General features: G+C 60.2%; 22 protein-coding genes. 16 read left to right on the forward strand and 6 right to left on the reverse strand.

Going from position 1 to position 26,653, the window contains the following annotated elements; all coding sequences use genetic code 11:
- Window positions 1–109: 109 nt before the first annotated feature.
- Window positions 110–2,185: an elongation factor G gene (locus FGQ61_RS06990; protein ID WP_138375046.1), complete on the forward strand. Its 2,076-nt coding sequence runs from the start codon at window positions 110–112 to the stop codon at window positions 2,183–2,185.
- A 128-nt stretch (window positions 2,186–2,313) separates the two neighbouring features.
- Here FGQ61_RS06990 and FGQ61_RS06995 read toward each other — a convergent pair whose 3' ends face one another.
- Together FGQ61_RS06995 and FGQ61_RS07000 are read right to left on the reverse strand one after the other, a co-directional pair.
- Window positions 2,314–3,297 carry a DNA/RNA non-specific endonuclease gene (locus tag FGQ61_RS06995; RefSeq protein WP_138375047.1) on the reverse strand — a complete coding sequence of 328 codons (984 nt, stop codon included), beginning with the start codon at window positions 3,295–3,297 and terminating at the stop codon, window positions 2,314–2,316.
- A gap of 119 nt (window positions 3,298–3,416) precedes the next feature.
- Window positions 3,417–4,427, reverse strand: a complete 1,011-nt coding sequence (locus tag FGQ61_RS07000) for a LacI family DNA-binding transcriptional regulator (protein ID WP_040359542.1) — start codon at window positions 4,425–4,427, stop codon at window positions 3,417–3,419.
- 415 nt (window positions 4,428–4,842) lie between these two features.
- Here FGQ61_RS07000 and FGQ61_RS07005 point away from each other — a divergent pair, with 415 nt between their 5' ends.
- The 6 genes from FGQ61_RS07005 (at window position 4,843) to FGQ61_RS07030 (ending at window position 10,838) form a co-directional block, all read left to right on the forward strand.
- Window positions 4,843–6,315, forward strand: coding sequence for a PTS fructose transporter subunit IIC (locus tag FGQ61_RS07005; protein ID WP_138375048.1), 1,473 nt, complete (start codon window positions 4,843–4,845; stop codon window positions 6,313–6,315).
- A gap of 144 nt (window positions 6,316–6,459) precedes the next feature.
- Entirely contained in the window at window positions 6,460–7,734 is a 1,275-nt protein-coding gene (locus FGQ61_RS07010) for a class II D-tagatose-bisphosphate aldolase non-catalytic subunit (RefSeq protein WP_138375049.1), read from the forward strand.
- A gap of 124 nt (window positions 7,735–7,858) precedes the next feature.
- On the forward strand, window positions 7,859–8,542 hold the full coding sequence (fsa, locus tag FGQ61_RS07015) for a fructose-6-phosphate aldolase (RefSeq protein ID WP_006235616.1): 684 nt from the start codon (window positions 7,859–7,861) through the stop codon (window positions 8,540–8,542).
- 63 nt (window positions 8,543–8,605) lie between these two features.
- Window positions 8,606–9,436 carry a transketolase gene (locus FGQ61_RS07020; RefSeq protein ID WP_138375050.1) on the forward strand — a complete coding sequence of 277 codons (831 nt, stop codon included), beginning with the start codon at window positions 8,606–8,608 and terminating at the stop codon, window positions 9,434–9,436.
- The gene (locus FGQ61_RS07025; protein ID WP_138375051.1) at window positions 9,436–10,374 is read left to right on the forward strand and encodes a transketolase family protein; all 939 of its coding nucleotides are present in this window, start codon (window positions 9,436–9,438) and stop codon (window positions 10,372–10,374) included. The genes FGQ61_RS07020 and FGQ61_RS07025 overlap by 1 nt, the downstream gene beginning before the upstream one ends.
- Before the next feature lie 11 nt (window positions 10,375–10,385).
- Window positions 10,386–10,838, forward strand: a complete 453-nt coding sequence (locus FGQ61_RS07030; RefSeq protein ID WP_055310174.1) for a PTS sugar transporter subunit IIA — start codon at window positions 10,386–10,388, stop codon at window positions 10,836–10,838.
- Window positions 10,839–11,528: 690 nt separating this feature from the next.
- Here the strand turns inward: FGQ61_RS07030 and larE are convergent.
- Window positions 11,529–12,407, reverse strand: coding sequence for an ATP-dependent sacrificial sulfur transferase LarE (gene larE / locus FGQ61_RS07035; RefSeq protein ID WP_138375052.1), 879 nt, complete (start codon window positions 12,405–12,407; stop codon window positions 11,529–11,531).
- Between the two features lie 168 nt (window positions 12,408–12,575).
- Between larE and FGQ61_RS07040 the strand changes: the two genes are divergently transcribed.
- Complete coding sequence (locus tag FGQ61_RS07040) at window positions 12,576–13,226, forward strand: HAD family hydrolase (RefSeq protein WP_138375053.1); 651 nt, start codon at window positions 12,576–12,578, stop codon at window positions 13,224–13,226.
- Between the two features lie 113 nt (window positions 13,227–13,339).
- Here FGQ61_RS07040 and FGQ61_RS07045 read toward each other — a convergent pair whose 3' ends face one another.
- Window positions 13,340–14,449, reverse strand: coding sequence for a LacI family DNA-binding transcriptional regulator (locus FGQ61_RS07045; RefSeq protein WP_229025940.1), 1,110 nt, complete (start codon window positions 14,447–14,449; stop codon window positions 13,340–13,342).
- Window positions 14,450–14,761: 312 nt separating this feature from the next.
- Between FGQ61_RS07045 and glmS the strand changes: the two genes are divergently transcribed.
- Window positions 14,762–16,609: a glutamine--fructose-6-phosphate transaminase (isomerizing) gene (glmS, locus tag FGQ61_RS07050; protein WP_138375055.1), complete on the forward strand. Its 1,848-nt coding sequence runs from the start codon at window positions 14,762–14,764 to the stop codon at window positions 16,607–16,609.
- Window positions 16,610–16,722: 113 nt separating this feature from the next.
- Here glmS and FGQ61_RS07055 read toward each other — a convergent pair whose 3' ends face one another.
- Entirely contained in the window at window positions 16,723–17,424 is a 702-nt protein-coding gene (locus tag FGQ61_RS07055) for a GntR family transcriptional regulator (RefSeq protein WP_050766156.1), read from the reverse strand.
- A gap of 193 nt (window positions 17,425–17,617) precedes the next feature.
- Here FGQ61_RS07055 and FGQ61_RS07060 point away from each other — a divergent pair, with 193 nt between their 5' ends.
- The 3 genes from FGQ61_RS07060 (at window position 17,618) to FGQ61_RS07070 (ending at window position 20,796) form a co-directional block, all read left to right on the forward strand.
- The gene (locus tag FGQ61_RS07060) at window positions 17,618–18,652 is read left to right on the forward strand and encodes a YeiH family protein (protein ID WP_138375056.1); all 1,035 of its coding nucleotides are present in this window, start codon (window positions 17,618–17,620) and stop codon (window positions 18,650–18,652) included.
- Window positions 18,653–18,918: 266 nt separating this feature from the next.
- Window positions 18,919–20,136, forward strand: coding sequence for a helix-turn-helix domain-containing protein (locus FGQ61_RS07065; RefSeq protein WP_138375057.1), 1,218 nt, complete (start codon window positions 18,919–18,921; stop codon window positions 20,134–20,136).
- Window positions 20,137–20,220: 84 nt separating this feature from the next.
- Window positions 20,221–20,796: a hypothetical protein gene (locus FGQ61_RS07070; protein ID WP_022094368.1), complete on the forward strand. Its 576-nt coding sequence runs from the start codon at window positions 20,221–20,223 to the stop codon at window positions 20,794–20,796.
- Window positions 20,797–21,024: 228 nt separating this feature from the next.
- On the opposite strand, the gene FGQ61_RS07075 is transcribed toward FGQ61_RS07070, so the two are convergent.
- Window positions 21,025–21,546 carry a nitroreductase family protein gene (locus FGQ61_RS07075; protein ID WP_138375058.1) on the reverse strand — a complete coding sequence of 174 codons (522 nt, stop codon included), beginning with the start codon at window positions 21,544–21,546 and terminating at the stop codon, window positions 21,025–21,027.
- 294 nt (window positions 21,547–21,840) lie between these two features.
- Here FGQ61_RS07075 and FGQ61_RS07080 point away from each other — a divergent pair, with 294 nt between their 5' ends.
- The 4 genes from FGQ61_RS07080 (at window position 21,841) to FGQ61_RS07095 (ending at window position 26,539) form a co-directional block, all read left to right on the forward strand.
- Window positions 21,841–22,131 (forward strand): hypothetical protein, encoded by a 291-nt coding sequence (locus FGQ61_RS07080; protein WP_006235631.1) that lies wholly within the window; start codon window positions 21,841–21,843, stop codon window positions 22,129–22,131.
- A gap of 181 nt (window positions 22,132–22,312) precedes the next feature.
- On the forward strand, window positions 22,313–22,813 hold the full coding sequence (locus tag FGQ61_RS07085; protein WP_022094370.1) for a MarR family winged helix-turn-helix transcriptional regulator: 501 nt from the start codon (window positions 22,313–22,315) through the stop codon (window positions 22,811–22,813).
- On the forward strand, window positions 22,813–24,537 hold the full coding sequence (locus FGQ61_RS07090; RefSeq protein ID WP_138375060.1) for an ABC transporter ATP-binding protein: 1,725 nt from the start codon (window positions 22,813–22,815) through the stop codon (window positions 24,535–24,537). The genes FGQ61_RS07085 and FGQ61_RS07090 overlap by 1 nt, the downstream gene beginning before the upstream one ends.
- 1 nt (window position 24,538) lies before the next feature.
- Window positions 24,539–26,539, forward strand: a complete 2,001-nt coding sequence (locus FGQ61_RS07095; RefSeq protein WP_204986360.1) for an ABC transporter ATP-binding protein — start codon at window positions 24,539–24,541, stop codon at window positions 26,537–26,539.
- Window positions 26,540–26,653: the final 114 nt, after the last annotated feature.

The following is a 26,653-nucleotide window of genomic DNA, read 5'->3' on the forward strand; positions in this document are numbered from 1 at the left end:
GGAGGGTGAGTCGGCTCGGCTGCCGACCATGCTGCTCCCGGGATGGCACCGACCGCGAACTCTCCCCGTTGGCGTCGCGCATTGCGCGCGGCCCTGCAAGGAGGTCATCATGGGTGCTCCCAAGACCGGTAACGTAAGGAACGTGGTGCTCGTAGGCCAAGGCGGGGTGGGCAAGACCTCACTCGCCGAGGCCATGCTCCACCTTTCTGGCAAGACTGCCCGCCTGGGCGGCCACGACGGCACCAAGCCCACGCTCGACTATGACCCCGAAGAGGTCAAGCGTGCGTTTTCCATCTCGACGACCATTGCGCCGATCGACTGGAAGGGCGCGCGCATCAATGTGCTCGATGCCCCGTGCTATCCCGATTTTATCGGCGACGCCTTTGCCGCGATGAGCGTCTGCGAGACGGCTCTGTTTGTGGTCGACGCCGAGGCCGGCCCGCAGCCTACGACGGTTAAGCTCTGGTATGCCGCCGAGGACCTGCGCCTGGCGCGTGCGGTGTTCGTAAACCGCCTGTCGCGCTCCGAGGCCAGCTTTACGACCACAATGGACCTGCTGCAGGAGCGCTTTGGCACGCGCCTGGGCGCCGTGACCCTTCCCTGGGGCGAGGGCGAGGACTTTGACGGCATCATCGACCTAGTGCGCATGAAGGCGCGCCATTGCAACGGCACCGAAGCCGTTGAGTCGGAGATTCCCGAGGAGTATCGTACCCAGGCCGAGGAGGCCCATGACCATCTGTGCGAGCTGGTGGCCGAGGCTGATGACGAACTGATGATGAAGTACTTGGAAGGCGAGGAGACGCTGACGCAGGAGGAGCTTGAAGGTCTGCTGTCGAAGGCGATCGCCGAGCGCATCTTTGTGCCGGTCTTTGCGGGCGATTGCATTAAGGAGCAGGGCGTCAACTCGCTGATGGACGACATCGCCACGTACTTCCCGGCGCCGACGGACTACGGCGAGATGCCACTCATCGACGGCGATTCGCTTAAGATCTCGAGTGACGATGACCGTCCGGTGGCATTTGTGTTTAAGACCCTGGCCGATCCGCAGCAGGGCCGCATCAGCTTTATCAAGGTGCTGACGGGCACGCTTGAGCCGGGCCTTGAGCTGATCAACGCGCGTACCCGCAAGAGCGATCGTCTGGCTCACCTGTATGTGATGTGCGGCCGCGACATGACCGAGGTCGGTCACGCCTATGCCGGCGACATTATCGTGGCGCCCAAGTTGGCGGCAGAGACGGGTGACACGCTCTCCATTACCGGTAAGGTCGAGGCAGCGGCGTTTAAGTTTCCCAACTCGCAGTATCGCATTGCCATCGAGGCCGAGAACCGCGGCGACGAAGAGAAGCTCTACACGTTTATCGAAAAGGCCTGCAAGGCCGATCCGACCATGAGCATCGACCGCGACGAGGAGACCGGCCAGACTATCATCTCCGCCGTGGGTGAGGCACAGGTTTCGGTGCTGCTCAACCGTTTGGAGGATCGCACCAAGGTCGTGGCCAAAAGCGTGCCGATCCGCATTCCGTATCGCGAGACCATCCGCCGCACGGCGAGTGCCCAGGGCCGCCACAAGAAGCAGACTGGCGGTGCCGGTCAGTATGGCGACTGCTGGCTGCGCGTTGAGCCGCTCATTGGGCCCGACGGCACGAGCGATGGCTATGAGTTTGTGGACGAGGTCGTAGGCGGCCGTATTCCGCGCTCGCTGATCCCCGCTGTGGACAAGGGTGTCCAGGAGACCATGAAGGACGGCATCATTGCCGGCTACCCGCTCACGGGCATTCGCGTGGCTGTGTACGACGGCTCGTATCACAGCGTCGACTCCAACGAGATGGCGTTCCGCGCGGCGGCTCGCATCGGCCTGCGCAAGGCATGCGCCGATGCCGACCCGGTGGTGCTGGAGCCCATCGAGGAAATCACGGTGACTATCCCCGAGAGCTACGCCGGCGCCGTGATGGGCGACATCTCGGCCTCGCGCGGTCGCGTGACAGGCATGGAGACCGATGAGCGCGGCGACACCGTGGTCATCGCTCAAGCCCCGCTGGCTGAGCTGACGGATTACTCGACGCGCCTGCGCTCTATCACGCGCGGCACGGGTGACTTTACCATGAAGCCCGCCGGCTACGAGCAGGTTCCCTATGACGTTCAGGCCAAGCTGGTCGAGCGCTATGAGGAGGGTCGCGCCAAGTAGCGTGTGATTTTGCCTGCAATGTAGATGCTGACGAAAGGGCCGCCTTGGGTAACCGCGGCGGCCCTTTTTGGTCCCTTGGGGACGGAGGAAAACGGATCATTTTAGGTTTTGGGGCAGCTTGGTCGGTCCTAGTCTCCCGAGGTCTGGTTGCGGCCGGTGGCGTAGTCGATTTGCACGTGCGGCTGCAGGTTGTAGCAATATACGTGGAAGCAGAGGGTCTTGCCGTGGTCCTCGACCGATTGCGCCTCAAGGCGCACACCGCGGCAGACAAGTTCCTCTTCGCTATACATGGGCGTGACGCGGTAGAGCACATGGTTGCCCGTGTCGCGGATGTAGCCGAGAATCTGCTCCTCAAACGGCAGCATGCCCGTTTCGTTGAGATAGCGCGTGCCGGTGAGGAGATTCTTGCGGTTGGCGTTTTCGCCGCAGAGCGACCAGGCGATAAGGTGGCAGCGGTTGTAGAGGCTCTGGCCCGGAATAAAGTCGTAGCGCTGCTGGCGCCATCCAGCGGGATGGATACGCGAGATATCGCCGCGCTCGCCTTGACCGAGTGATTCGGGGCCCACGCAGGCGAGCGCTTTGCGGGTGCGGCCCAGGCTGTCGAGCTTGGAGAACTTCTTAAAGCAGCCCTCTTCTGTAGCGCGCTCGTATTCATCGAGCGTGAATGATGGTGTGCCGAGCGGGTGCGTGCTGTCGGCGCGCAGGGCAACATAGGGGTTGCCCGCGTAGTCGGGAATGCTGCTGAGGTATACGCCGCGGGCGCGGTTGAGGTCGGGGTTTTCGACCTCGTCGATGGGGGTGGCGGCGCTGTCCGCGGAAGCGCCGTCGCCGGTGTCGGTTGCGGCGGAATCGGAGCCATCGCCAGGGTCCTGGCCGTTTTGAGGGTCCGAGGAGCTCGCCGTTCCCGATTCGAGCCGAGCGACCAGGTCCGCCTCGTCGTCGGTGCGGCTGGGACTTTCGTTTTGTTTCTCGGCCAGAGCTACCGCCTGCTCATCGCTTTGCGGCGACAGCAACTTGGGCGCTCCGTCGAGCGATCCCGTAAACAGCGCAAACCCGAGCACCACGGCGGTGCCGATGGAAAGTACTTGCTTGTAGGCGGGCTTGCGCGACATTGAGGCTCCTGGATGGACGGTTGGGAATCTACCAGTCTAGCAGGAGCCGGCAGGGGCCGTTCTGTCGAACAAATACTCAAGATTTGGGATAGACGCTACTGATTCATTTGTCCCGCGTTCTAGATCGAGGTGGAGTCGAGCCAGTTGAGCTTGCACTCGAGAATGCGCTGCTCGCCGGGTTCGCTGCTTCCGTCAAGTAGGGCGAGCAGCATCTCGGCTGCTTCGCGACCTTCTTGGTCGACGGGCTCGATGATGGTGGAGACGGTCGGTGTGGTGAGATTAGTCCAGTCTTCGCAGTTGAGTCCCAAAAGGCCGATTTGCTGCGGAAGCAGATGGGCCATTGGCTGGAGGGCCTTGTAGACACGGGGAAGTGCCCACTGATTTTGCACGAAGATAAGGGTTCGCTTGGCGGGATTGAACTTGAATTTAAAGTATTCGGTGAGCTCGTTGATTGACGGCTTGTTGTGATCGATGGGAATCGCTTTGTAGAGCTGCCCGTTCGCTGCCAGCGCCTCGGCATACCCCTGAAAACGCTCCATGCGGGTGCGCATTTCGGTCATGTTGGCGGCAATGGAAAAGAAATCTTCGTAGCCGGCGTCGAGGAGTGCCTGTGTGGCGTTGTACACGCCGTCGTAAAGGTTGGTTTTGATCCAGCTGGTACCTGGGCTATAGATGGCCGCATCGAAAAAGACGACCGGCTTGCCGGCGCGTCTAATGCGGTCATGCACGGCTTTGAAGTTTGCCGTGGGCTGGATGATAAAGCCATCGACGCCCAGCGAGAGCATCTTGTCGACGTACATGAGCTCGGTCTCGGGGTTAAAGTTGCTCGTGCAAACGACCGTCTGGTAGCCCGCGGGGAGCATGACCTGCTCCATGCCATTGAGAACGAGCCCCGCCCATTTGTTGGTGTTATCCAAAATGATGATGGCAATGACGTGGGTTTGCTTGCCGGTGAGCGTCTGCGCTTGGGCGTTGGGAACGTATCCGAGTTCCTTAATGACGCGCGCGATTTTGTTCTGCGTCTTCTCGCTAAGCTTTTCTCGTTTGTCGTTGAGGTAATACGAGACGCTTGCCGTCGAGGTTCCCGCCTCTCGAGCGACGTCTGCGATCGTAACGCGCTGTTTTGCCACAGCGACTCCTTCCGACAGATGAGCATTTTCCAACATGATGACTTTGAGTCTTGGTGAAGGATACGCTTCGGTGAGCGGCTTTTTCCTTTCATATGAGTATGCAACAAATGCGGCATACGGGTGGGGTCGAAATTTGTGACCGGCATGCGCATCTGCCGTCTACCGAGAAAATCAAATACTTCTTGACTTTTGAAATCGAGGGCAAAATCGCAGGATTCATTTTTGGTTAAACGCATAACTAAATCGCATAACCAACGCTCTGACCTGCGCGTTTACCGAAATAAACTGGCATTAAGAAAAACGAGCACCTATATTGTTCTTGTCGAAAAGACAGCAAGTCCAAACGGCAGGGGATGCTCCGGAGGCCTCCGCAAACGGTGTCTTGCGCACGCAACTCTATGAAAAGAGGGAAGCAATGAAGATCGTAGGCGTTGCCGCCTGTACTGTTGGTATTGCCCACACGTATATGGCCCAGAAGGCGATTCAGGATGAATGCGCCGCCCGTGGCATCGAGTGCAAGGTCGAGGCTCAGGGTGGCCTGGGTATCGAGAATGAGCTCACGCAGGAAGACGTGGACTCCGCCGACCTGGTCCTGGAGTCCGTCGACGTGGGTGTCGAGAACGAGGACCGTTTTGAGCAGAAGATGGCCGAGGGCAAGTTCCTCAAGGTCGGTACTTCCGATGTGATCGCCGATCCGGTCAAGATCATCGACCAGGCTGTTGAGATTATCAAGGCGACGGGCGGTACCGTTGACGCGCCCAAGGCCGAGGCCAAGGCAGAGAAGAAGGCCGTCTCCGCTGCCCCGCAGGCCCCGACACCGGCGTCCAAGCAGTCTATCTTTGCCGATCCGGGTAAGACGCTGCTCAATGCATTCAATACCGGCGTTTCCTATTTTATCCCCATCGTCGTTATCGGCGGCGTGTTCCTCGCCTTCTCGCTGGCATCCGGTACCGCCGGCGCCAACGGCATGGAGGTTACGAACCCGCTGATGGTGAGTCTTAACACCATCGGCATGGCCGGCATCTCCATGATGATCCCGGTGCTTGCGGCATACATCGCCTACTCGATGGCTGGCAAGCCCGCGCTCGCCCCCGGTTTTGTCCTGGGCTACCTGGTCAACAACGCAGTCGTTACCCCTAACGGCAACAGCGTTTCGACCGGCTTCTTGGGCGCCATGATCATGGCGGTCATCTGCGGCTACTTTGTCCGCTGGATGAAGACCTGGAAGGTCAACAACACCATCCAGACCATCATGCCCATCCTGATCATCCCGATTCTGACCTCGCTTGTCCTGGGCATGGCCTATATCTACATCCTGGCCACGCCGCTTGGCTTTGTGATGGACTGGCTCACCGGCGTGCTCGGCAGCCTGCAGGGCGGTTCCGCAGTTGTCCTGGGTCTGGTCATTGGCGTTATGACCGCCTTCGATATGGGCGGCCCCATCAACAAGACCGCTTCGACCTTTACCATGGCCATCATGGCCTCCGGCATCTATGGCCCCAACGGCATGTTCCGCGTCGCCGTCGCCATTCCCCCGATTGCCTGCGGCCTTGCTGCGCTCATCGCCAAGAACAAGTTCGATGACGCCGATCGCCAGATGGGTATCTCCGCACTGTTCATGGGCTGCATCGGCATTACCGAGGGCGCTATCCCCTTCGCGGTCAAGGACCTTGGCCACACCCTGCCCGGCATCTGCATCGGCTCTGCCGTGGGCGCGGCGCTCGCCGCCTTCCAGGGTATCGACTGCTACGTCCCGCACGGTGGCTTTATCGTCGCCCTTGCCACCAACAACGTCGCGCTGTTCTGCCTGGACATCGTGATTGGCGCCGTGGTCGCCGCTGCAATCCTGATTGCCATGAAGCCCACGCTCGACAAGCAGGCCAAGTAAACCTTTAAGGACTCCGGTTGTGCGGAGGGATGGATTTGACTCCGCACAACCGCCCCTACACAACAAAATCCATCCGTACTGATAGGGCCCACATCTGGGTCCCAGGGAACTTTTGTCAAAAATCCTCTGGAGAAGGAGAACAAAATGTCCAACCTCACCATCCGCCAGGCCGTTCAGGGCATGCTCAAACTGCAGGATAGCGGCGATCACGCAACCATGGTCGGCATTGGCCCCATGAGCCCCAACCTGATTCAGGCCGTGTTCGAGCTTGCCAAGGACGAGGATTTCCCGCCCATGTTTATCGCCAGCCGCAACCAGGTCGATATGGACGAGATGGGCGCCGGCTACGTCAACGGTTGGGACCAGACGCGCTTTGCCGCCGACATCAAGAAGGTCGCCGACGAGGTGGGTTACACCGGTCCGTACTACCTGTGCCGAGATCACGGCGGTCCGTGGCAGCGCGACGAGGAGCGTAACGCTCACCTGCCCGAGGACGAGGCCATGGAGCTCGCCCGCAAGTCCTTCGTCGCCGACATGGAGGCAGGCTTTGACCTGCTGATGGTCGACCCCACCAAGGATCCCTATCAGATCGGCAAGGTTATTCCGCTCGACGTGGTGCTTCGCCGCACGATCGATCTTATCGACTACCTTGAGCAGTACCGTCGCGAGCATAACCTGCCCGAGGTCGCCTATGAGGTCGGTACCGAGGAGACCAATGGCGGCTTGACCTCTACCGATAAGTACGAGGAGTTCATTTCTCAGCTGCAGCCCGAGCTCGAGAAGCGCGGCTGCCCCATGCCCACCTTTATCGTCGGCCAGACCGGCACCCTTACCCGCTGGACGGAGCAGGTCGGTCACTACAACTTCAAGAACGCCCGCGAGCTTGCCGATATGGCCAAGCGCTATGGCGTGGGCCTGAAGGAGCACAACGCCGACTATCTGGACGACGCGACGCTGCTCGAGCACATCCCGGCACACGTGACCGCCTCCAACGTCGCTCCGCAGTATGGCACCGAGGAGACCCGCGCCTACCTCAAGCTCTGCGCCACCGAGCAGATCCTGGTCGACAACGGTCTGTGCGATGACCCCTCTGACCTGTATCACACGCTGCTGGTCAAGGCTATCAAGACCGAGCGCTGGCGCAAGTGGATGACTGGCGACGACGTCAACCTGCAGGTCGATGACATCCTTGCCGACGATGAGCTCAGCCTGAAGATCCTGGATGTCTCCGGCCACTATGCGTTCAACGATCCCGAGGTCAAGGAGCAGGTCGAGAAGCTCTATCGCAACCTCGCTGCCCAAGACATCGACGGCAAGCGCTTTGTGATCGAGCACATCAAGCGCCCGATCAAGCAGTACGTCGTCGGTCTTAACCTCAAGGGCGTCACGAGCCGCATCGAGGCCGCTCTTGCCGAGTAAGTAGCTTTTCCTACGCGACGCCGGGCCTGGGGCATGTCCCAGCTGCAGGCCCGGCACATGGGACAAAGGGGCAGTCCCTTTGTCCCATTCTTTTGAGTTTTAGCTTCCTTTGAAGGGGTTCACCATGAAGTTCTTTATCGATACCGCCAATCTGGACGAGATTGCCGAGGCCAAGAGCTGGGGCTGCCTGGCCGGTGTTACCACCAACCCGTCCCTGTACGCCAAGACCGGCGGCAAGCTTGCCGACTTTGAGCCGCATATGCTCAAGATTGCCGAGCTCTGCGAGGGCCTGCCCGTTTCCGCCGAGTCTACCGCTACCACTGCCGAGGGTATGATCGAGGAGGGCAAGCGCCTTGCCGCCCTCGCCCCCAACATCGTGGTCAAGCTTCCCGTGTGCGAGGCCGGCCTTGCCGCCTGCCGTGCGCTGGCCGATGCTGGCGTGCGCGTCAACATGACGCTCGTCTTCTCGCCGACGCAGGCCCTTATGGCCGCCAATGCCGGTGCTCGCTACATCAGCCCGTTTGTGGGGCGCTTCGATGACATCGCCGAGGACGGTATCTCGCAGCTCGACAATGTTGTGACTTGCATCAAGAACTATGACTGGACCGGCAAGAACGTCGACGACACCGTTGAGATCATCACCGCTTCGGTCCGCACGCCCAACCATGTGACCCAGGCGGCGCTGCTTGGTGCCGACATTGCGACCGTCCCCATGGCCGCTCTTAAGAAATGCTTGCATCACCCGCTGACCGACCAGGGCCTTGCCTCTTTTGAGGCTGATTGGCAGAAGGTCGTCGCTCAGGCTTAACGAGTGGATTGCCCCGGCATCGCGTCATCCGGTGCCGGGGTTGTTCTCAAGAGAGGAATTCGTATGACCAACCAGGAGCTGGCGAAGGTCGCCAATGAGGTCAGGAAGGGTGTCGTGACTGCGGTTCACGCGGCCAAGTCGGGACATCCGGGTGGATCGCTCGGTGCTGCCGACATCATGACGTATCTGTACTTTGAGGAAATGAATATCGATCCTGCTGACCCTCACAAGGCCGATCGCGATCGCTTTGTGCTCTCCAAGGGTCACGCGGCGCCGGGCCTGTATTCGGTGTTGGCAAATCGCGGCTATTTTCCCGTCGAAGAGCTCGAGACGCTCCGCCATATTGGCAGCCGACTGCAGGGCCATCCCAACATGAACGACACCCCGGGCATCGATATGTCCACCGGATCGCTCGGTCAGGGTATCTCCGCCGCGGTTGGAATGGCACTCGCCGCAAAGCACTGGGGTGACAGCTACCGCGTCTACACGTTGCTGGGCGACGGCGAGTGCGAGGAGGGCCAGGTGTGGGAGGCGGCCATGTTTGCCGGCAACCATGCGCTCGACAATCTTGTTGCCGTCGTCGACCACAACGGCTTGCAGATTGACGGCACGATCGATGAGGTCAACTCGGCCATGCCGCTCGCTGACAAGTTCCGCGCCTTTAAGTGGCATGTGATCGAGCTAGCCGATGGCAACGACATGACACAGATTGAGGCGGCTTTCGCCGAGGCTCGTGAGGTGACCGGCGTGCCCGTCGCTATCATCGCCGAGACGGTGAAGGGCAAAGGCGTCTCCTTTATGGAGAACCAGGTTGGCTGGCATGGCAAGGCGCCCAACGATGAACAGTTTGAGCAGGCCATGGCCGAGCTTGCGGCAGCAGGAGAGGAGCTCTAATGGCAGAGGTCAAAAAAGTCGCCACGCGCGTAAGCTACGGCGAGGCGCTCGTCGAGCTGGGCAATGAGCACGATGACTTTGTAGTGCTCGATGCCGACCTGGCTGCCGCTACGCAGACGGGTAAGTTTAAGGCTGCGCACCCTGAGCGCTTCTACGATGCCGGCATTGCCGAGAGCAACTTGATGGGGCTCGCCGCCGGCATTGCGACCACGGGCCACGTCGCCTTTGCGAGCACCTTTGCCATGTTCGCCGCCGGCCGCGCGTACGAACAAGTGCGTAATTCCATTGGCTATCCGCACCTCAACGTCAAAATCGGTGCCACGCATGCGGGTATCTCGGTCGGTGAAGACGGCGCCACGCATCAGTGCTGCGAGGACATCGCGCTCATGCGCACGATCCCGGGTATGACGGTAATCGTTCCCGCCGATGACATCGAGGCTCGCGCTTGCGTGCGCGCCGCCTATGAGTTTGAGGGACCGGTCTACATGCGCTTCGGACGCCTGGCAACGCCGGTCATTAACGATCACGAGGACTATGAGTTCAAGATTGGTCGCGGCGTGGTCGTGCGCGAGGGGTCCGATGTGACCATCATCGCTTGTGGCCTTATGGTCGCCGAGGCGCTTGAGGCTGCCGAGGCGCTCGCTGCCGATGGTATCGATGCCGAGGTCATCAATATGCACACGATCAAGCCGCTTGATGAGCGCCTGGTGGTTGCCAGCGCCAAGAAGACCGGTCGTGTGGTCACTGCCGAGGAGCATTCGATTATCGGTGGTCTTGGCGAGGCCGTGGCCTCGGTGCTCGCGGAGCAGCATCCGGTGCCGATGCGTCGCGTCGGCGTGCGCGATGTGTATGGCGAGTCCGGCCCTGCGGTCGATTTGCTGCACAAGTACGGTTTGGACGCCGACGGCATCGAAGCTGCGGTCAGGTCCGTGTTGTAAGGAAGGTTTCCATGGGATTTGTATCTGCCAACCAAGTGACAATCGGGTATACCGCCGCCTCGCGCGAGGACGCCCTACATTATTTGTCCGAGCAGGCCATCGAGCTCGGCTTTGCCGATGACGCATCTGCCGTAGAGGCCGCCTTCATTGCTCGCGAGAACGAGGCCGAGACCGGCCTTGTCGCCGGTTTTGCCGTTCCGCATGCCAAAAGCGACGCGATCCACACGCCGGGCGTTGCCGTGCTTAAACTGACCGAGCCCGTTGAATGGCCGAGCTTCGATGGGGTGCCCGTCGATGTTGCGCTCGCGCTGTACGTGCCTGCCGGCGAGGCTGGAACCACGCATCTGCGCCTGCTCTCCAAGGCTGCCGTAATGCTGATGGACGCCGGCTTCCGCGACAAGGTGCGCGCGAGCACCGATCCCGTTGAGATTGCGGAGCTCATCAATAGCGGACTCGAAGACTAGAACGGTTATCCCGTTCAATCAATCGATCCTTCTCCAAGGAAAAGGGCCGCGACGCCATATAGGTGTCGCGGCCCTGTTTGCGTTTCCCCAGATAAAACCTGCCAAAATAAACCTATCCCTTTTTGGCAGGCTAATCGTGAGTTATTTCACCGCAACTTAGGGCACGGTTAGGAAGTGTGCACCTTAAAGAGTGGAGCCCTTGATTAGAGAGGTCGCGCTCATCTCTCTAAATGTTTCTCTAAAGAGAAGGTTGGTTAGAGAGATAGCATTAGGCAATCTAGCAGCGAATTCGATACATCTCTCTTAATGTCTCTCTAAAACAAGGCGCTTATCTCTCTAAAGTTAGAGAGATAAGCGCCTTGTTTTAGAGAGACGGAATGCCAAAATTCGTCCGTCAGCTACCATCTGCCAAAAATGACGGATAAAGGGCTCATCGAAGTAATGGGTTCATCGACGAGCCGCAACCGCCGCTATCGGAAGAAGTAGATGCAGCCGAATTGCCCCTCTATCGTCTCTCGAAGTTTGATGGGTGCTAGAGGGGCGACTGCCTCGCGATATTTTCCCAAGATAAAACCTGCCAAAACAAACCTGTCCCTTATTGACAGGTCAGTTAACGCAGTCCAGGTTGAGCATATGTGCCCGGAGCCCGCGCAGCGCCGAGCAGTTACGCCGTTTGTAAAACGGCGTAATCTAAAGGTTCATGTTGCCGTGGATGTAGGGGGTGACCTCGGGGGAGATATGGTCGCAGCCCAGCTCGCGCAGCGCGGACTCGATAACGGCGGGCAGCGGGGTCTTGCCCTTGTCGTCGACGGCGGCACCGCCGAGGGCGGCAATCTTGGCGACATCTGCGGGTGCGGCCTCGATATGCATGCAGCCGCCGACCAGGCGTGCGCGGACCTGAGCCAAGTCAAGATCGTGCAGGTAATCCTCGCAGGCGCGGATTAAATCGACCTTCTCGCGCGTAAGCTCCTCGCCCGTGGGGACGCGCGTGGCAAGACATGCTCCCGCCGGCAGGTTCCAAACAGGATAGCCCCATGCGCGCAGCAGCTCGCGCTCTTCGTCCTTGGTAAAGCCGACCTCCATGAGAGGGGAGCGTACGCCGAGCTCTTCTGCCGCGCGCATGCCAGGGCGGTAGTCACCGCGATCGCTTGCATTGCTGCCATCGATGACGGTGGGAAAGCCGAGCGACTTGGCGTGGTTGACGATGGCGGTAAAGCCGGCGTGCTTGCAGTGGTAGCAGCGATTAGCATCGTTGCAGGCTACTTGGGGGAGCTGCAGCTGATCCACCGAAAGATTGAGCACGGGGAGCTTAAAATGCGGCCCCTCATTGGCCTGTCCATCAACGGACTGCTCAAACGAAGTCTGTTCGGGCGTGCCGATGAGCGGCGTGGTGAGATGGACGAGGAGGGTATTGGTAGGCATGATGCGGGCACAGACCGCGGCCAAAAAGCTGCTGTCGACACCACCGGAAAAGCCGATGGCGACGCGTCCGTATGCCAAAAGCAGCTGCTCGAGTGCTGCGAGTTTGTCCTGAAGCTCCTCTGTGGGTGCGGCGGTGTCTGAAAGCATGAAAGTTCCTTACAGTAATTAAAGCTCGGATGAAACTATAATCCCACCGAGCTGCTTGTCATAAGACTTCCAGCTATGTAACGAAAGTGCAATATGCTATATACGTTATATACAAGCTTGTAAAGTGCGGTAGAGTGGCAGTAATGCAATCCGGCGAGGGGGACCGATATGATCAAGGCTGTTATTTTTGACATGGATGGAACGCTGGTCGATACCGAGCGTTTGGGGATTAAGGCCTGGAAGGTAGGCGCCGCTGAGCTGGGGCTCGCGATTGATGAAGCGCTGATCCATCAGTTTATCGGCCGCACGCTGCCCGATGTTATGGACATCCTCGATAAGCATTATGGCAGCCACGAAACCACCGAGGCGATCTATCGTCGCCACAAGGAGATTCGCGACGAGATGGTCAAGACCGAACTGGAACTTAAGGCCGGCGCCGCCGAGTGCCTAGACGAGCTGCTGGCTGCGGGCTATCACGTTGGTCTAGCGACGTCGTCGCGCCTCGTTACGGCCGAGCGCAACCTTAAGATGGTTGGCCTCTTTGACAAGTTTGAAACGGTAACGTGTGGCGAGGACGTCGTGCACGGCAAGCCCGACCCCGAGATGTATCTGCTCGCCTGCGAGCGCGCGGGCTTTGCTCCCGAGGAATGTGCCGTGGTCGAGGATTCGCGCAACGGTTGCGTCTCGGGCATTACGGCCGGCTGCCATGTCTTTGCCGTCCCCGATATCGTGCCGCTGCCGCAGGACGTGGTGGATGGCTGCGAGGCCGTGCTCGATACGTTGTTCGACCTGGCGGCGGCGGTCAAGGCCGTGCGCTAGACAATTGCGGCGTTGAAACGAGCAATTGCTTACGTTTGCGCTTAAACAAAAGGGGTCCGGCAATGGTCGGGCCCCTTTTGCTTAAGCGGCGACTTAGCATACTCGCGGGCGTGCTATAGATACGCACCGAGGTTGATGGCCGTGGCGTCGGTCTGGCTGCTTGCCTGGGTGCTGGCGCGTTCCAGTAGGAACGGACGTACCAGTTCTTGGCGGTTGATATCCTCGGCGGCGACTGCGGTGACGGTACGCGCTGCGGAGCCGACACGGATATGCTTGATCTTTGCCGGGGCCTTGTTCTCGATTTGCTCCATCAGCAGTTGGACACCCTTGCGGCCAATCTCGTAGCCCGGGGGCGCTACCGTAGTGAGCGGGACCGATCCGCTCCAAGCGAGCGGGTTGCCGTCGCATCCGGCCACGCGTACTTGCCCGGGGACAGAGATGCCCTTGTCGACCAGTGCCGAAACGACACCCGAGGCCAACACATCGGTCAGGCCGACGACAAAATCGGGACGTTCGTCCGCGGGGCGCTCGGCGATTTGGGCACCGATGCCGTAGCCGTCGGCAGCGGTATTCCATTCGCCGGCGTCGATGACTTCGATCTTGATATCGGGGTGCAGGGCGAGCGCCTTATGAATGCCAAGGACGCGCAGGGTGAGTTGCATAAATGCTGCTCGGCCGACGACGACAATATGGTGCGCGCCGCGGGCGATAGCAAGTTCGGCAATGATGCGACCCTGGGCCTCGTTGTCGGCCGCTACGTAGTAGCCGGGCTCGGAGCAATGGATGTCCAGATGGACGATCGGCACGGGCATCTTGGTCATGGCGGGGTGCCAGTCGGGGGATGCCATGGGCTGAACCATGACGCCGGACATCTGGGTGCCCATAAAGTAGCGCAGGTAATGGTCCTCGAGAATATCGTCGTTATCGGCGTTGGCGATGAGCAAGTCGTAGCCGTGCTTGCGGGCCTCGTTGTGGGCGCCGCTGGCGATTTGGAGCGAAAAACCGTGATCGAGACGGGGGAGCACCAGGCCAAAGGACTTGGTAGCGCCGCCCGCGAGCTGACGGGCGCTTTGGTTGGGCAGGTAGCCAAGGCGATTGATGGTCTCGTTGATGAGCTTGAGGGTCTCGGGGTGCAGCTTTTCGGGGTGGTTGAGCGCGTTGGAAACCGTGCCCAACGAAACCCCGGCCTCGCGCGCGACGTCGCTGATTTTTACCTTTGCCATAGCGGCCCCTTTGATGCGTTTCAAGTACAAGCCAGATTGTAGCATCCCAAACCTTCCAAAAAGGGACAGGTTTATTTTGGCAGGTTTTATCTGGGCAAACGCTATTGCCAGCGCGACCACCACGAAGGGGGCAGGCACCTTTGTGGTGGTTTGGACCGGCTGGACGTGTGTGCATCGAGTGGTATCTAAGTTGAGATACCACTTCTGGTATATCAGCTTGCGTTTGCGTGAGTACAATACTCGAACGTTATACGTCTCAGCGCCCCTTGTGCGTGGACGTCTTGCAGTCACGCGAACGAAGGGATTTATCTTATGTGCGGAATCGTCGGCTACACCGGCTCTGATATTGCAAAGAACATCCTGGTCACGGGCCTCAAGCGTATGGAGTATCGCGGCTATGACTCCTCGGGTGTCGCGCTCGAGGTGGGCGAGGGCGCCGCGGCGCACCTCGATGTCATCCGCCGCGTGGGCAAGGTCGCGGGCTTGGAGAGCGAGCTTTCCAACATTGACAGCGACGCTACCTGCGGTATCGGCCACACCCGTTGGGCCACCCACGGCAAGCCCTCCGTCGTTAACGCTCACCCCCACACCAGCTGCGACGGCCGTATCGCCATCGTCCACAACGGCATCATCGAGAACTTCGCCGAGCTGCGCGAAGAGCTGGAGGGTCGCGGCCACCACTTTAAGAGCGAGACCGATACCGAGGTCTTCGCGCATCTGATCGAAGAGGCTTATGCCGAGACGCACGACCTGATGGCCTCCGTGCGCGAGGCTTGCACCCACGTGGTCGGTGCCTATGGTCTGGCCGCCGTGTGCGCTGACGAGCCCGGCGTGATCGCCGTGGCCCGCAAGGATTCCCCGATCGTGGTCGGCGCGGGCGAGACCGGCGCCTATGTCGCCTCCGACGTCATCGCGCTCATCGACGCCACCCGCGATGTCGTGGTGCTCGAGGACGGTCAGTTTGCCAAGCTCACGCCCGCAGGCGTCGAGTACACCGACGAGGCCGGCAACGTTATCGAGCCCAAGGTCACCCACATCGATTGGGACCTGGACATGGCAGAAAAGGGCGGTTATCCCGACTTTATGCTCAAGGAGATTCACGAGCAGCCGCGCGTCGTGCGCGACACGCTGGTTGGTCGTATGACGCCGGCCGGCGAGCTCGACATCGACGAGCTGGGCCTTTCGCTCGAGGAGCTCAACGACATCGACCGCGTCTACGTGATCGCTTGCGGCACCAGCTATCACGCTGGCCTCATTGCCAAGAATCTCATTGAGGGCTGGGCTCGCATCCCCACCGAGGTGGAGGCGGCCAGCGAGTTCCGTTATCGCAACCCCATCATTACGCCGACGACGCTTGTCGTTGCCGTGTCCCAGTCGGGCGAGACGGCCGATACCCTTGCCGCCATTCGCGATGCGCGCATCAAGGGTGCCAAGGTCTTCGGCATCACCAACGTGGTGGGCAGCCCCGTGGCGCGTGAGAGCGACGGCGTCATCTACACCAAGGCCAACAAGGAGATCGCGGTCGCCTCGACCAAGAGCTTCATCGGCCAGGTCGTGAGCCTTACGCTTTTGGCTCTGCTGCTGGCGCAGGTCAAGTACCGCTTGACCACCAAGCAGGCGCGCATGCTGTTCCGCGAGCTTTCCGATACGGCCGAGCAGATCCAGTGGATTTTGGATACCCAAACCGAGGCCGTGCATGAGGCCGCCCTGCTGTGCAAGGACGCGCAGTCGGCGCTGTTCGTGGGCCGTGGCATGGGTGCCGCTATTTCCTACGAGGGCGCGCTCAAGCTCAAAGAGGTCAGCTACCTGCACGCCGAGGCCTACGCCGCCGGTGAGATGAAGCACGGCCCCATCGCGCTGATCGACCCGGGCTTCCCTGTCATCGCCGTGGCCACCAAGAGTGCCATCTACGACAAGACCGTGTCGAACCTCATGGAGTGCAAGGCGCGCGGCGCCAAGGTCATCGTCGTTGCCACCGAGGGCGACGAGGAGATCAACAAGATCGCCGACTGCATTATCCGCGTGCCAGCAGTCCGCGACGTGTTCAGCCCCATCACGGCGAGCGTCCCGCTGCAGCTGCTCGCCCGCGAGGTCGCCATCCTGCGCGGCTGCGACGTCGACCAACCCCGAAACCTGGCGAAAAGCGTCACGGTCGAGTAGTTGGTTCCGCCGTTCTAGCGACTAAGGCCCGGCTCCGCATCAAGACGGAGCCGGGCCTTGTTGCATTTGCTCGGATAAAACCTGCCAAAATAAACCTGTCCCTATTTGGCAGGTTAGCGGAGCTTGCTGGTCTCGAAGTACTCGGGGAACTGGTCCAGAACCTCGGTTTGATTGCGGAACATCATGTGCAGGTGCTTGCTGACCAAAAAGCTCGCTTCGATGGGGTCGCGACCGGCGATAGCGCGGCGAATCTGCTTGTGCTCGTTCACGATGTCCTGATTGTCGAGAACCTGCGTGGCGGCGCGCAGCCAGCGGAAGCGCTCCAGGTCGGCATTGGTCTCTTCGAGCCACGACCACACGGTGCTGCGACATGCGATGCTAAAAATCATGTGATGCATGAGGTTGTCGCTCAAAAAGAAGCCGATGCGATCCTCCTCGGCCATGGCCTTTTCCTGCAGCACGATGGCGCGGTCGAGCTGCTCGATGCCGGCCGACGTGGCGCGCGCACAGCACTCCACAATCACCTGCTTTTCCAGATGCTCGCGGATGTAACAGGCACTCTCGGCAAGGGTGAGGTTGATGGGCGAGACGTAGGTGCCGCTCTGGGGCACGGTGCGCACCAGGCCTTCCTGCGCCAAGCGAACCAAAGCCTCGCGCACGGGCGTGCGACCCATGTCCAGGTCATCGCAAAGCTGCTTGACGCCCAGCTTTTCGCCCGGCTTGTAGTCCAGGTAGACGATTTTGCGTCGAATGGTGTGGTAGGACTGGTCCTGTAGGCTCGTTTCCTGCTCGCCGACGTGCATCGATTCTTCCATAGCGCCTCGCAACTGTTCTATCAAACTCATATGTCAGTTGTTAATTATGCCGCGAATCAGCTCTCCGCGGTGGGTAATTCGGCTGTTGCCTGAGAACTATCGCGGCATCTTAGTCTGTGTTTGCGCAAGGCTGTGCTCAATGTTGCCGTATCATAAGCCGTCGCAAACGTGAAATAGAAAGAAGGAATCCCATATGCAACTGGCAAATATCGTACGCGAGCGCTGGAAAGGCGTCTTGTTCTGCCTGATCATCGCCATTCCCGCGACGTTGCTCGGCAAACAGGTTGAGGTGGTCGGCGGTCCGGTATTCGCCATCCTCTTTGGCATGGTCCTGGCGCTCGTCTTTCCCAAGAATCGTCGCGAACAGCTCGCCGCCGGCGTCACCTATACGTCCAAAAAAGTCTTGCAGTACGCGGTTATCCTGCTTGGCTTTGGCATGAACCTCTCCCAGATTCTGTCCAAGGGCGCCCAGTCGCTGCCGATTATCGTGGCGACAATCTCGACCTCGCTTGTCATCGCCTTTGTGCTCTGCCGCGTTATGAACGTGCCGGGTAAGATCGCGACGCTTGTGGGTGTGGGTTCGTCGATTTGTGGCGGTTCTGCCATCGCCGCGACCGCACCCGTCATCGATGCCGACGATCGCGAGATTGCCCAGGCTATTTCGGTCATCTTCCTGTTTAACGTTATCGCGGCGCTCGTGTTTCCGACGCTCGGCGGCATGCTCGGGCTGACCAACGAGGGCTTTGGCCTGTTTGCCGGTACCGCCATTAACGACACCTCGTCCGTAACGGCTGCGGCGAGCGCTTGGGACAGCATGCATCCCGGCGCCAATGTGCTCGAGAGCGCCGCGGTGGTCAAGCTCACCAGGACGCTGGCCATTATTCCTATCACGCTGGTCCTCGCATGCTGGCAGATGCATCTGGCGCGCAAGGCCGGCGGCGACGCCAAGAGCACGTTCTCGTTTAAGCGCGCATTTCCCATGTTCGTGCTGTTCTTTGTGCTGGCGAGCGTGATCACCACGGTGTTTCAGCTTCCCGCGTCCTTTACGGCGCCCATCAAGGAGCTGTCGAAATTCTTTATTGTGATGGCCATGGCGGCTATTGGCTTTAATACCGATATCGTCGAGCTGGTCAAAAAGGGCGGCAAGCCCATCGCATTGGGCTTTTGCTGCTGGATTGGCATTGCGTGCATGAGTTTGGGAATGCAACACGTACTGGGAATCTGGTAGAGAAGTAGCTTGTTTGCGTGCTGGTTGCTGGTGAGCGCATTCTCACGGTGGAGCGATAGGAGCTCTTGCGGGTATGGCTTGTCCGCAGGTTTATAAGTCCCGAAGAGCTCTTATCGCCCCGCCAGGATGGCGATGCGGGGCAACACCTATACTCGCAGGACGGCGCTTTCTGCCCTATAGTGTTTGGTGAGCAATATCGTTCAATTTTGAAACACTCGGTCGTGCGACCGTCGGCGGCTGCATGTCGCCGCGGACAGGGGCAAATCATGGATAGCGATGCCAAGCTGAACATCTTGACCGAGGCCCTGGCTGCTGCCGGGGCCTCGGCATTGGCAATCGATGCGCGTGGGGACGTCGCGATCTCGACCATGAATGACGCGGCGCTCGAGCGGGATGTGGCGGCTTTTGTCGCTGAGCGCCTCGACCGTATAGGAGACGGCGCGCGTCTGGTTATGGGACGTGCGGGTGCGCGCCTGAGCCTGACCGTTCGCCCCACCGACAAAGAGGGCGGGGGCCTTTGGGTCGTCGTGGTCCGCGAGGTGCGCGGTGCCGCGGCGCATGCGGGTATCGAGTGGCTCAACGCCGACGAAGTTGAGGCTCGCTACGAATCGAGCGCGTACGGCATCGTTGAGGGGGCGGCCTCGGTGGCTGCGCCGGTTGCAGAGAGTTACGCGCGCGGTGTGCCCCTTATGCTCGAGGGCGAGCTGGGAGCGGGTCAGGTCGAGATCGCCAAGCGCCTCTATCTGGACGGTCCTTTTGCCGGTCAGCCCTTTGTTTCCGTCGCGCTCGATGAACTCACCGATCGCGGTTGGCGCCATGTGCTCAAAAGCGCCGAATCGCCGCTGTTCCAAACGGGGCTGACCCTTTGCATTGAGGACTGGAATGCGGTTGGTCCCCAACGCCTTCGCGAGCTCGTTTCCACGATGGCCGACACCGCGTTGGCGACGCGCTGCCATGTGGTGCTGACGGCGAATGACATGCCGGGCGGCAGCGAAAGTGATCAAGCCGCTTTTGTGACCGAGCGCTTCGCCTGTGCGGTGAGCGTGGCGCCGGCAATCGCCGAGCAGGGAGCCGCGTCGAAGAAGGTTGCGCGCTATTTGGAATATCTCGCTGACGCATTTGGGACGTCAGCGCCCACGCTGTCTGCCGCGGCGGCGAAGACGCTCGATGCTTACCGCTGGCCGCGCAATTATCTGCAGCTCCGCGAGGTCTCGGAACGACTGTATATATTGGTGGGGGCGGGCACGGTGGACCGCACTGTGGCGGAGGAAGTGCTCGCCCAAGAGGACGTGATTAAGACCGCAACCTTTGGCGCCCCGACACTCGAAAGTGACCTGTATATCCTGCGACCGCTGGCCGATACCGAGCGAGATATCGCGCATTTGGTTGTAGATCATCTCCACGGCAACCGAACCCGTGCGGCGGAGGTGCTGGGCATAAGCCGTACAACGCTGTGGCGCTTGCTGAAGGACGATGACCGTTGAGCGAGGCGCCCGTGACCGCACGCGACGCGTGTGCTACAGTCCAAAGCGTTATTGTTTCGATTTGGTTACGGCGTGCGAGGGCATATGGCTGAGACTTCAAAACCGAGCCGCAGAAGGCGGAGTGCCGCGCCGGTCAACCGACGCACAACATCGGTGACGTGGGGCAAACACGCCTCGGGGTTTGATGGCTCGTTCAAGCGCACTAAATACGGCTATCCTTCGGCAAGCGCCCGCTTGGCAATGCAGGCAGAGTCCTCGCTGTGGGGCCGCAAACGCGTGGTGGGCTCAAAGCTCAAGCACGACGGAACGCTCGGCTACATCAGCCGCGGGGCGGCTCGCCGCAGCGGGCTCAATCCCGCCGGCTGGCATCGCTACGTGCCGATCGTGGCCGCCGTTGCAGTGATCGTCATCGCGCTCGCTGCGCTCGGATATGCCGGCGGTGGCGCCAACTTGGACGCAATGTTTAAATCGCCCGAGCTCGCGCATGTAGGTACAGAAGTTGTCGAGGGCGCTCAGGCCCAGACGAGCGTCGCGCCCCAGCGCGGTATCGTTGCGGCGGCCTCCACCATCGCCGATGTGCAAAAGGACGAAGACAAGCAAGGCGACGACGTCGATGCGAATCAGACGAGCGAAACGGCAATAACTCCATCGGCGGGATAAGTTGCGAGTGGGGCAGCTAATTTGGGACGGGGCTTTTTTAGCTGCCCAAGACAGTGGCTCATTCGATGTCAGTCGCCAAAAGCGAGCGAGCCGCATTTGCGCCAAGGTGACGTGAAATGAGAGGGCGCTGACCTTCTGGTCGCGCCCTCGAAATTGAACGTCAGATTGGCGTGAATGCGGCCCGCGCAGCGTCAACGAGCCCGCCGTTCGGTAGAATGGCGGAACTAATTACCTTACGTAGACCACGTTGTCGCGGCGGGGTTTGGGCTCGGGCAGCGTGTCCTCGGCATAGCCCAGAATGCAGTGACCGACACCGCGCAGGCTGCCGTCGGCGGGTAGACCCCAACTGGCCAGTAGCTCCAGGCCCTCGGGCGAATCGAAAACCTCGTGGGCGCGATGAATCCAGCACGAATCAACGCCCAGCGCATAGGCAGCGTTGAGCAGGTTGCCCATGGCGAGCGAGCCGTCTTCCAGATGTGTGGGCACGCTGCGGTCAACCAGCACCACCACAACGGTCTTGGCGCCATAGAAGGGGTCGCTGTTGCTGCCCATGACTTGCGCGTTGAGCTGCGAGAGACGCTCGACGGTCGCGGGGTCGGTGACGGCGACAAACGTCACCGGCTGGCGGCCCATGCCGCTCGGTGCATATTGGCCGGCTTCGATAATACGTGCAAGCTTTTCGGCCTCGACGGGACGATCGCTGTAGTTGCGGCAGCTGCGGCGGTGAATGAGTGCTTCGATAGTCTCCATGGTGTCTCCTTGCGGTGGCGTTGCAGATGCCCCGTTCATACCCGTCGGGCTCAAACGATAGACGGTCAATTGCCCGGCCAAAAGGATAGATTCCAATTGGGAAAGTAGGTTTGCATAAAAGTACCTTCATAATGTGACAAACAAATGGGATGGTTAAACGTTTTATCCCGTCTACCCTGCGGTTTTTTACCACTTGCCTAAATGACGAACGCATAACCTCTGATAAGGGTTTTACTAAAGGAGTACCAACGTTTATCAATGCGCCGTGGTGGCGCCGGGCCAGGAGGTAACATCATGTTCCAGGCTGGAGATGTCGTCGAGACCGATTTCGAAGGATTTCTGAAGCTGCTGCGTTCCAAGACGCGCGCTTTCGTGTCGATCAACGATCACGAGTACTACATCACGCACACCGATGGCTATTGGCGTGTTCAGGATTGCGAGGCCCTCAACGACAAGGGCCACTTTACTGACTGTTCTGAGTTGGTCAACACGGTCTGCGAGGTCGTCGAGCTGCCGTGGATTGCCGGCAAGAGCCTGCATGACAGCTTCTCGGGCGCTACGGTCTATGAGGCCGTCGCCGCTTAACAGGCAATAAAACCCGATTTTCACGTGACCGCTGGCGCCGCCCCCGCGCCGGCGGTCTTTTTCTGCCGATAGGCCATAAAAATGCACGCATTTGCGGAGAGCCTGTTGACGATAGTCAAAACTCGGACTAATCTAGAGACACATAATTGGTCAAAAATCGGACAATTGAATGGTGGGATAGATGAATAGTGCGGTTACGCTGGTCGACTTCGATCGGTTGCTCAATGGACTCGACCATATCTATTCGGAGTTCTCGCGCGCCTGCGGCCTTTCGGACTGCGCCTACTGGATGCTCGTCGACACGAGTGCAGCGGGCGGAAGCGTTGCCGTGAGTCGGCTGACGAGTGAATGGTTCTACAGCAAACAGACCATCAATTCGGCGATTAAAACGCTTAGGGCGCGAGGGCTTGCGACGTTGGAGTTTGCCGAGGGCAGTCGTAAAAACAAGGTTGTACGACTGACCGAAGAAGGCGTGCGGTTTGCCAAGCGCTACGCGTTGCCGGCGCAAAAAGCCGAGCAACAGGCATTCGAGGCGCTCGAGCCGTGGGAACAGTGCGAGATCATGCGCTTGGTCGGTAAGTTCTCCCATGTTCTTAACGAAGAGTGCGAGGCATTTAAACGGCAAGTGGCCGCCGAGAACGAGACTGACGATAAGGGCGAGGGGGACGCATGCGACTCTTAATGAGGTTTATGAGGCCGTACCGCGGTCTGATTGCGGTGACGCTGTTTGCGGTGCTGATAGATAACGTCGGTACGCTGTTGGTTCCCACGATGCTGGCGAACATGGTCAACACCGGTATTACCACGGGTGATGTCGACTATATATTACGCAACGGCCTGTACATGCTTATCGCGACCGGCATGGCCAGCGGCGGCACGGTGCTGGGCTGCTATCTTTCGGCGCGCCTGGCCGCCAACGTGGCCTGCGATATCCGCAATGCCGTGTACGACAAGTCGCTCGAGCTGTCCGCCAGCGACTTTGAGCGCTTTGGCACGGGTTCGATGATCACGCGCTCGCTCAACGACATCAACGTGATTCAGCAAGCTGTCCTTCAGACGATTCAGCTGGTGCTGCCGGTGCCGTTCTTGGCCGTGGCAGGCATCATTTTTGCTTGGTTCATCGATCCCGCCATGGGTACGCTGCTGGGCGTGGTGGTTGCGATCGTGCTGGTGGCGGCGGTCTTTACCGTTGCCAACGCCGCGCCGATCTTTATGCGCCTGCAGAGCTTTATCGACCGCATGAACGTGGTGCTGCGCGAGAACATCGTGGGCGTGCGCGTCATCCGCGCATTTAACAAGGAGCGCCACGAGGAGCAGCGCCTGGACGAGGTGTTTAGCGATTACGCGGCCAATGCCATCAAGGTCAACCACCTGTTTGTGGGTCTCGACAGCTCCAGCTTCTTTTTGATGAATATCGCCGAGGTGGCGGTGCTGTGGGTGGGCGGCAACCGCGTGGGCGTCCACGCCATGCAAATCGGTAGCATCTCGGCCGTGCTGGAGTACGCGATCCTGATCCTGTTCTTTGTGATGACGGCGCAGATGGTGATTCTGACGCTCCCACGCGCCGCCGCATGCCTGAACCGTGCGCAGCAGGTGTTGGAGATTGAGCCGAGCATCGTGGACGGCAAGCGCACGCTGGACACGTGCGCGGCGGAGTCTGTTGACGGTGCCGACGCGGTGGCCGTGTTCGACCACATGTCGTTCCGTTTTGACGATGCCGACGAGGATACCCTGTGCGACCTGAGCTTTGCCTGTCGCCGTAGCCAGACCACGGCGATTGTAGGCTCGACGGGTTCGGGCAAGTCGACGGTGGCCAAGCTCTTGCTTCGCTTCCACGATGCCACGAAGGGCGCCATTCGCCTGAATGGCATCGATCTGCGCGACCTTTCGCAAGACGACATCCGCGGGCGTATCGCCTATGTGCCGCAGAAGGCATGGCTGTTCTCGGGTACGGTGGCGAGCAACCTGCGCTTTGGCAACGAAGACGCGACTGAGGCTGACATGCTCCATGCGCTGGAGGTTGCCCAGAGCACCTTTGTGCTCGACCAGCCCCAGGGGCTCGATACGCCGGTGGCCCAGGGCGGCACGAACTTCTCGGGTGGTCAGCGCCAGCGCCTGGCGATTGCCCGCGCACTCATGAAGCATGCCGATCTATATATCTTCGACGACAGTTTTTCGGCCCTGGACTTTAAGACCGATGCGGCACTGCGCCATGCGCTGCAGGACGAGACGTGCGATGCCGCGGTGCTCATCATCGCCCAGCGCATCTCGACTATTTTGCATGCCGATCAGATCGTGGTGCTCAAAGACGGCGAGATCGTGGGCCTAGGCACGCACGACGAGCTCATGGAAACCTGCGAGGTGTACCGCGCAATCGCGGAATCGCAGATGAAGGGAGGTGAGTAGCATGACCGAGGAGCTCAAGAAGCAGGGCATCGTCGATGGCGCTGCGGTTGTAGAGACAGTCGAGGAGACGGGCGTCGCGCCCGACCTGGACGAAGCCGCCAAGGCGGCGGAGCGCGAGGCTCGCCGCCAAGCGCTCTACGAGGAAAACGAACGTGCCGAGGACGAGCGCGCCCGCGCCGAGGCAGAGCGTATGCGCGACGTGGACGACGAAGACGAGGACGAGACGCCTCGGGATACCTGGGCGACGGTGCGCCGCCTGTGGAGTGAGGCTGCCGGCGACCATTGGCGCTTCTATATCGTGTTCGCGAGCATTGTGTTCTATGTCATCTTTAACACCGCCGCGCCGGCATATAGCGCCCGCGTGATCGATGAGCTGTGGGGCCACATTCAGGTGGCGTTTGCCAACGACACCACTTTCAGCATCACCTGGGAGAACTGCGGCAAGACCATTTTCGTCTACTTTATGATCTGGACTGCCGCTGCCTCGTTCTATGCGCTCCAGAGCTTTTTGATGTCGAGCGTCGCTGAGCGTCTCAATCTGCGCCTGCGCAACCGCATCGCGCAAAAGCTCAACCGTCTGCCGCTCGCCTATTTTGACGCGCATCGTCCCGGCGAGGTCGTCAGCCGCGCGACCAACGACCTGGACAAGATGTCCGAGAGCATGCAGCGCGGATTGCTGCAGCTGCTCGTGTCGATCGGCACGGTTGTTGGTGCTGTGAGCGTGATGTTCGTGTTCAGCGTGCAGCTTACGCTCGTCTTTCTGTTCTTTACGGCACTGTCGCTGCTGGTGACGAAGGTCGTCTCGCGCCGCACACACGATGTGACGGGCGAGCGCCAGGAGTGGGTGTCCAAGATTACGAGTGCGGTCGAGGAAGGCTATTCGGGCCGTCTGGTGATCCGCGCGTTTAACCGCGAACGCCAAAGTTCTGCCGAGGTGCACCAGGCCTCGGGCGAGCTGGCACGCGTGAGTGCCAAGGCCGACTTTATGATCAATGCCGTCGGCCCTGCGGTGCGCTTTATCGGCCGTTTGGCGCAGATCGTGATCGCGCTGGTGGGCTGCAGCATGCTGGTTGCCGGTCACATGACCGTCGGCGTGTTCCAGGCGTTCTTCCAGTTTATCTACGAGGCGTCCGAACCCATGACGCAGCTGTCGTTTACCTTCAACTCGCTGCAGAGCGCGTTGGCGAGTGCGGAGCGCGTGTTCGACCTGCTCGATGAGCCCGAGATGGAGGCCGATCCGCTGCCGGACGAGGCCGCCAAGCTGCCGGGTCGCGTTGAGGGTCGCGTCTCCTTTGAGCACGTGCGCTTTGGTTATTCGCCCGACAAGCCGCTTATGCACGACGTGTCGTTTACCGCCGAGCCGGGCCAGAAGATTGCCGTGGTGGGAACCACGGGCGCGGGCAAGACGACGCTCATCAACCTGCTCATGCGCTTCTACGAGATTGACGGCGGGCGTATTACGCTCGACGGCGTGGATACGAGCCGCATGGACCGCGGCGAGCTACGGCAGCAGTTTGGCATGGTGCTGCAGGACGCCTGGCTGTTCGATGGCACGATTGCCGAAAACATCGCCTACGGCTGTCCCGAGGCGACGCGTGAGGAGATCGTGGCGGCTGCGCGCGCCGCGCAGGTCGACTTCTTTGTGCGCACCATGCCGCAGGGCTATGACACGCGCGTGGCCAACGATGCCGAAAGCATCAGCCAGGGCCAGCGTCAGCTGCTGACCATCGCACGCGTGCTGCTCAATAACCCGGCGATTCTCATCCTGGACGAGGCGACCTCAAGCGTGGATACGCGTACCGAGCTTGCCATCGGTCGTGCCATGGACGCGCTCATGCGCGGGCGCACGAGCTTTGTGATCGCGCACCGCCTGTCGACGATCGTGGACGCCGACCTGATCTTGGTCATGGATCACGGCAACATTATCGAGCAGGGCACGCATAAGGAGCTGCTGGCTGCCGAGGGTGCCTACGCCGACCTCTATCTGAGCCAGTTCGCATAATGTGACAAAGGGACAGTCTCTTTGCCACATCACAAATAAGGCGCGCCGGGGATGAATTCTGAACTGCCTCCCATTTCTTGGACACGAGAAATGGGAGGCTTTTTATGCGTGTCG

Origin of the sequence: Collinsella aerofaciens (assembly GCF_005844325.1) — a bacterium.
Taxonomy (GTDB): domain Bacteria; phylum Actinomycetota; class Coriobacteriia; order Coriobacteriales; family Coriobacteriaceae; genus Collinsella; species Collinsella aerofaciens_G.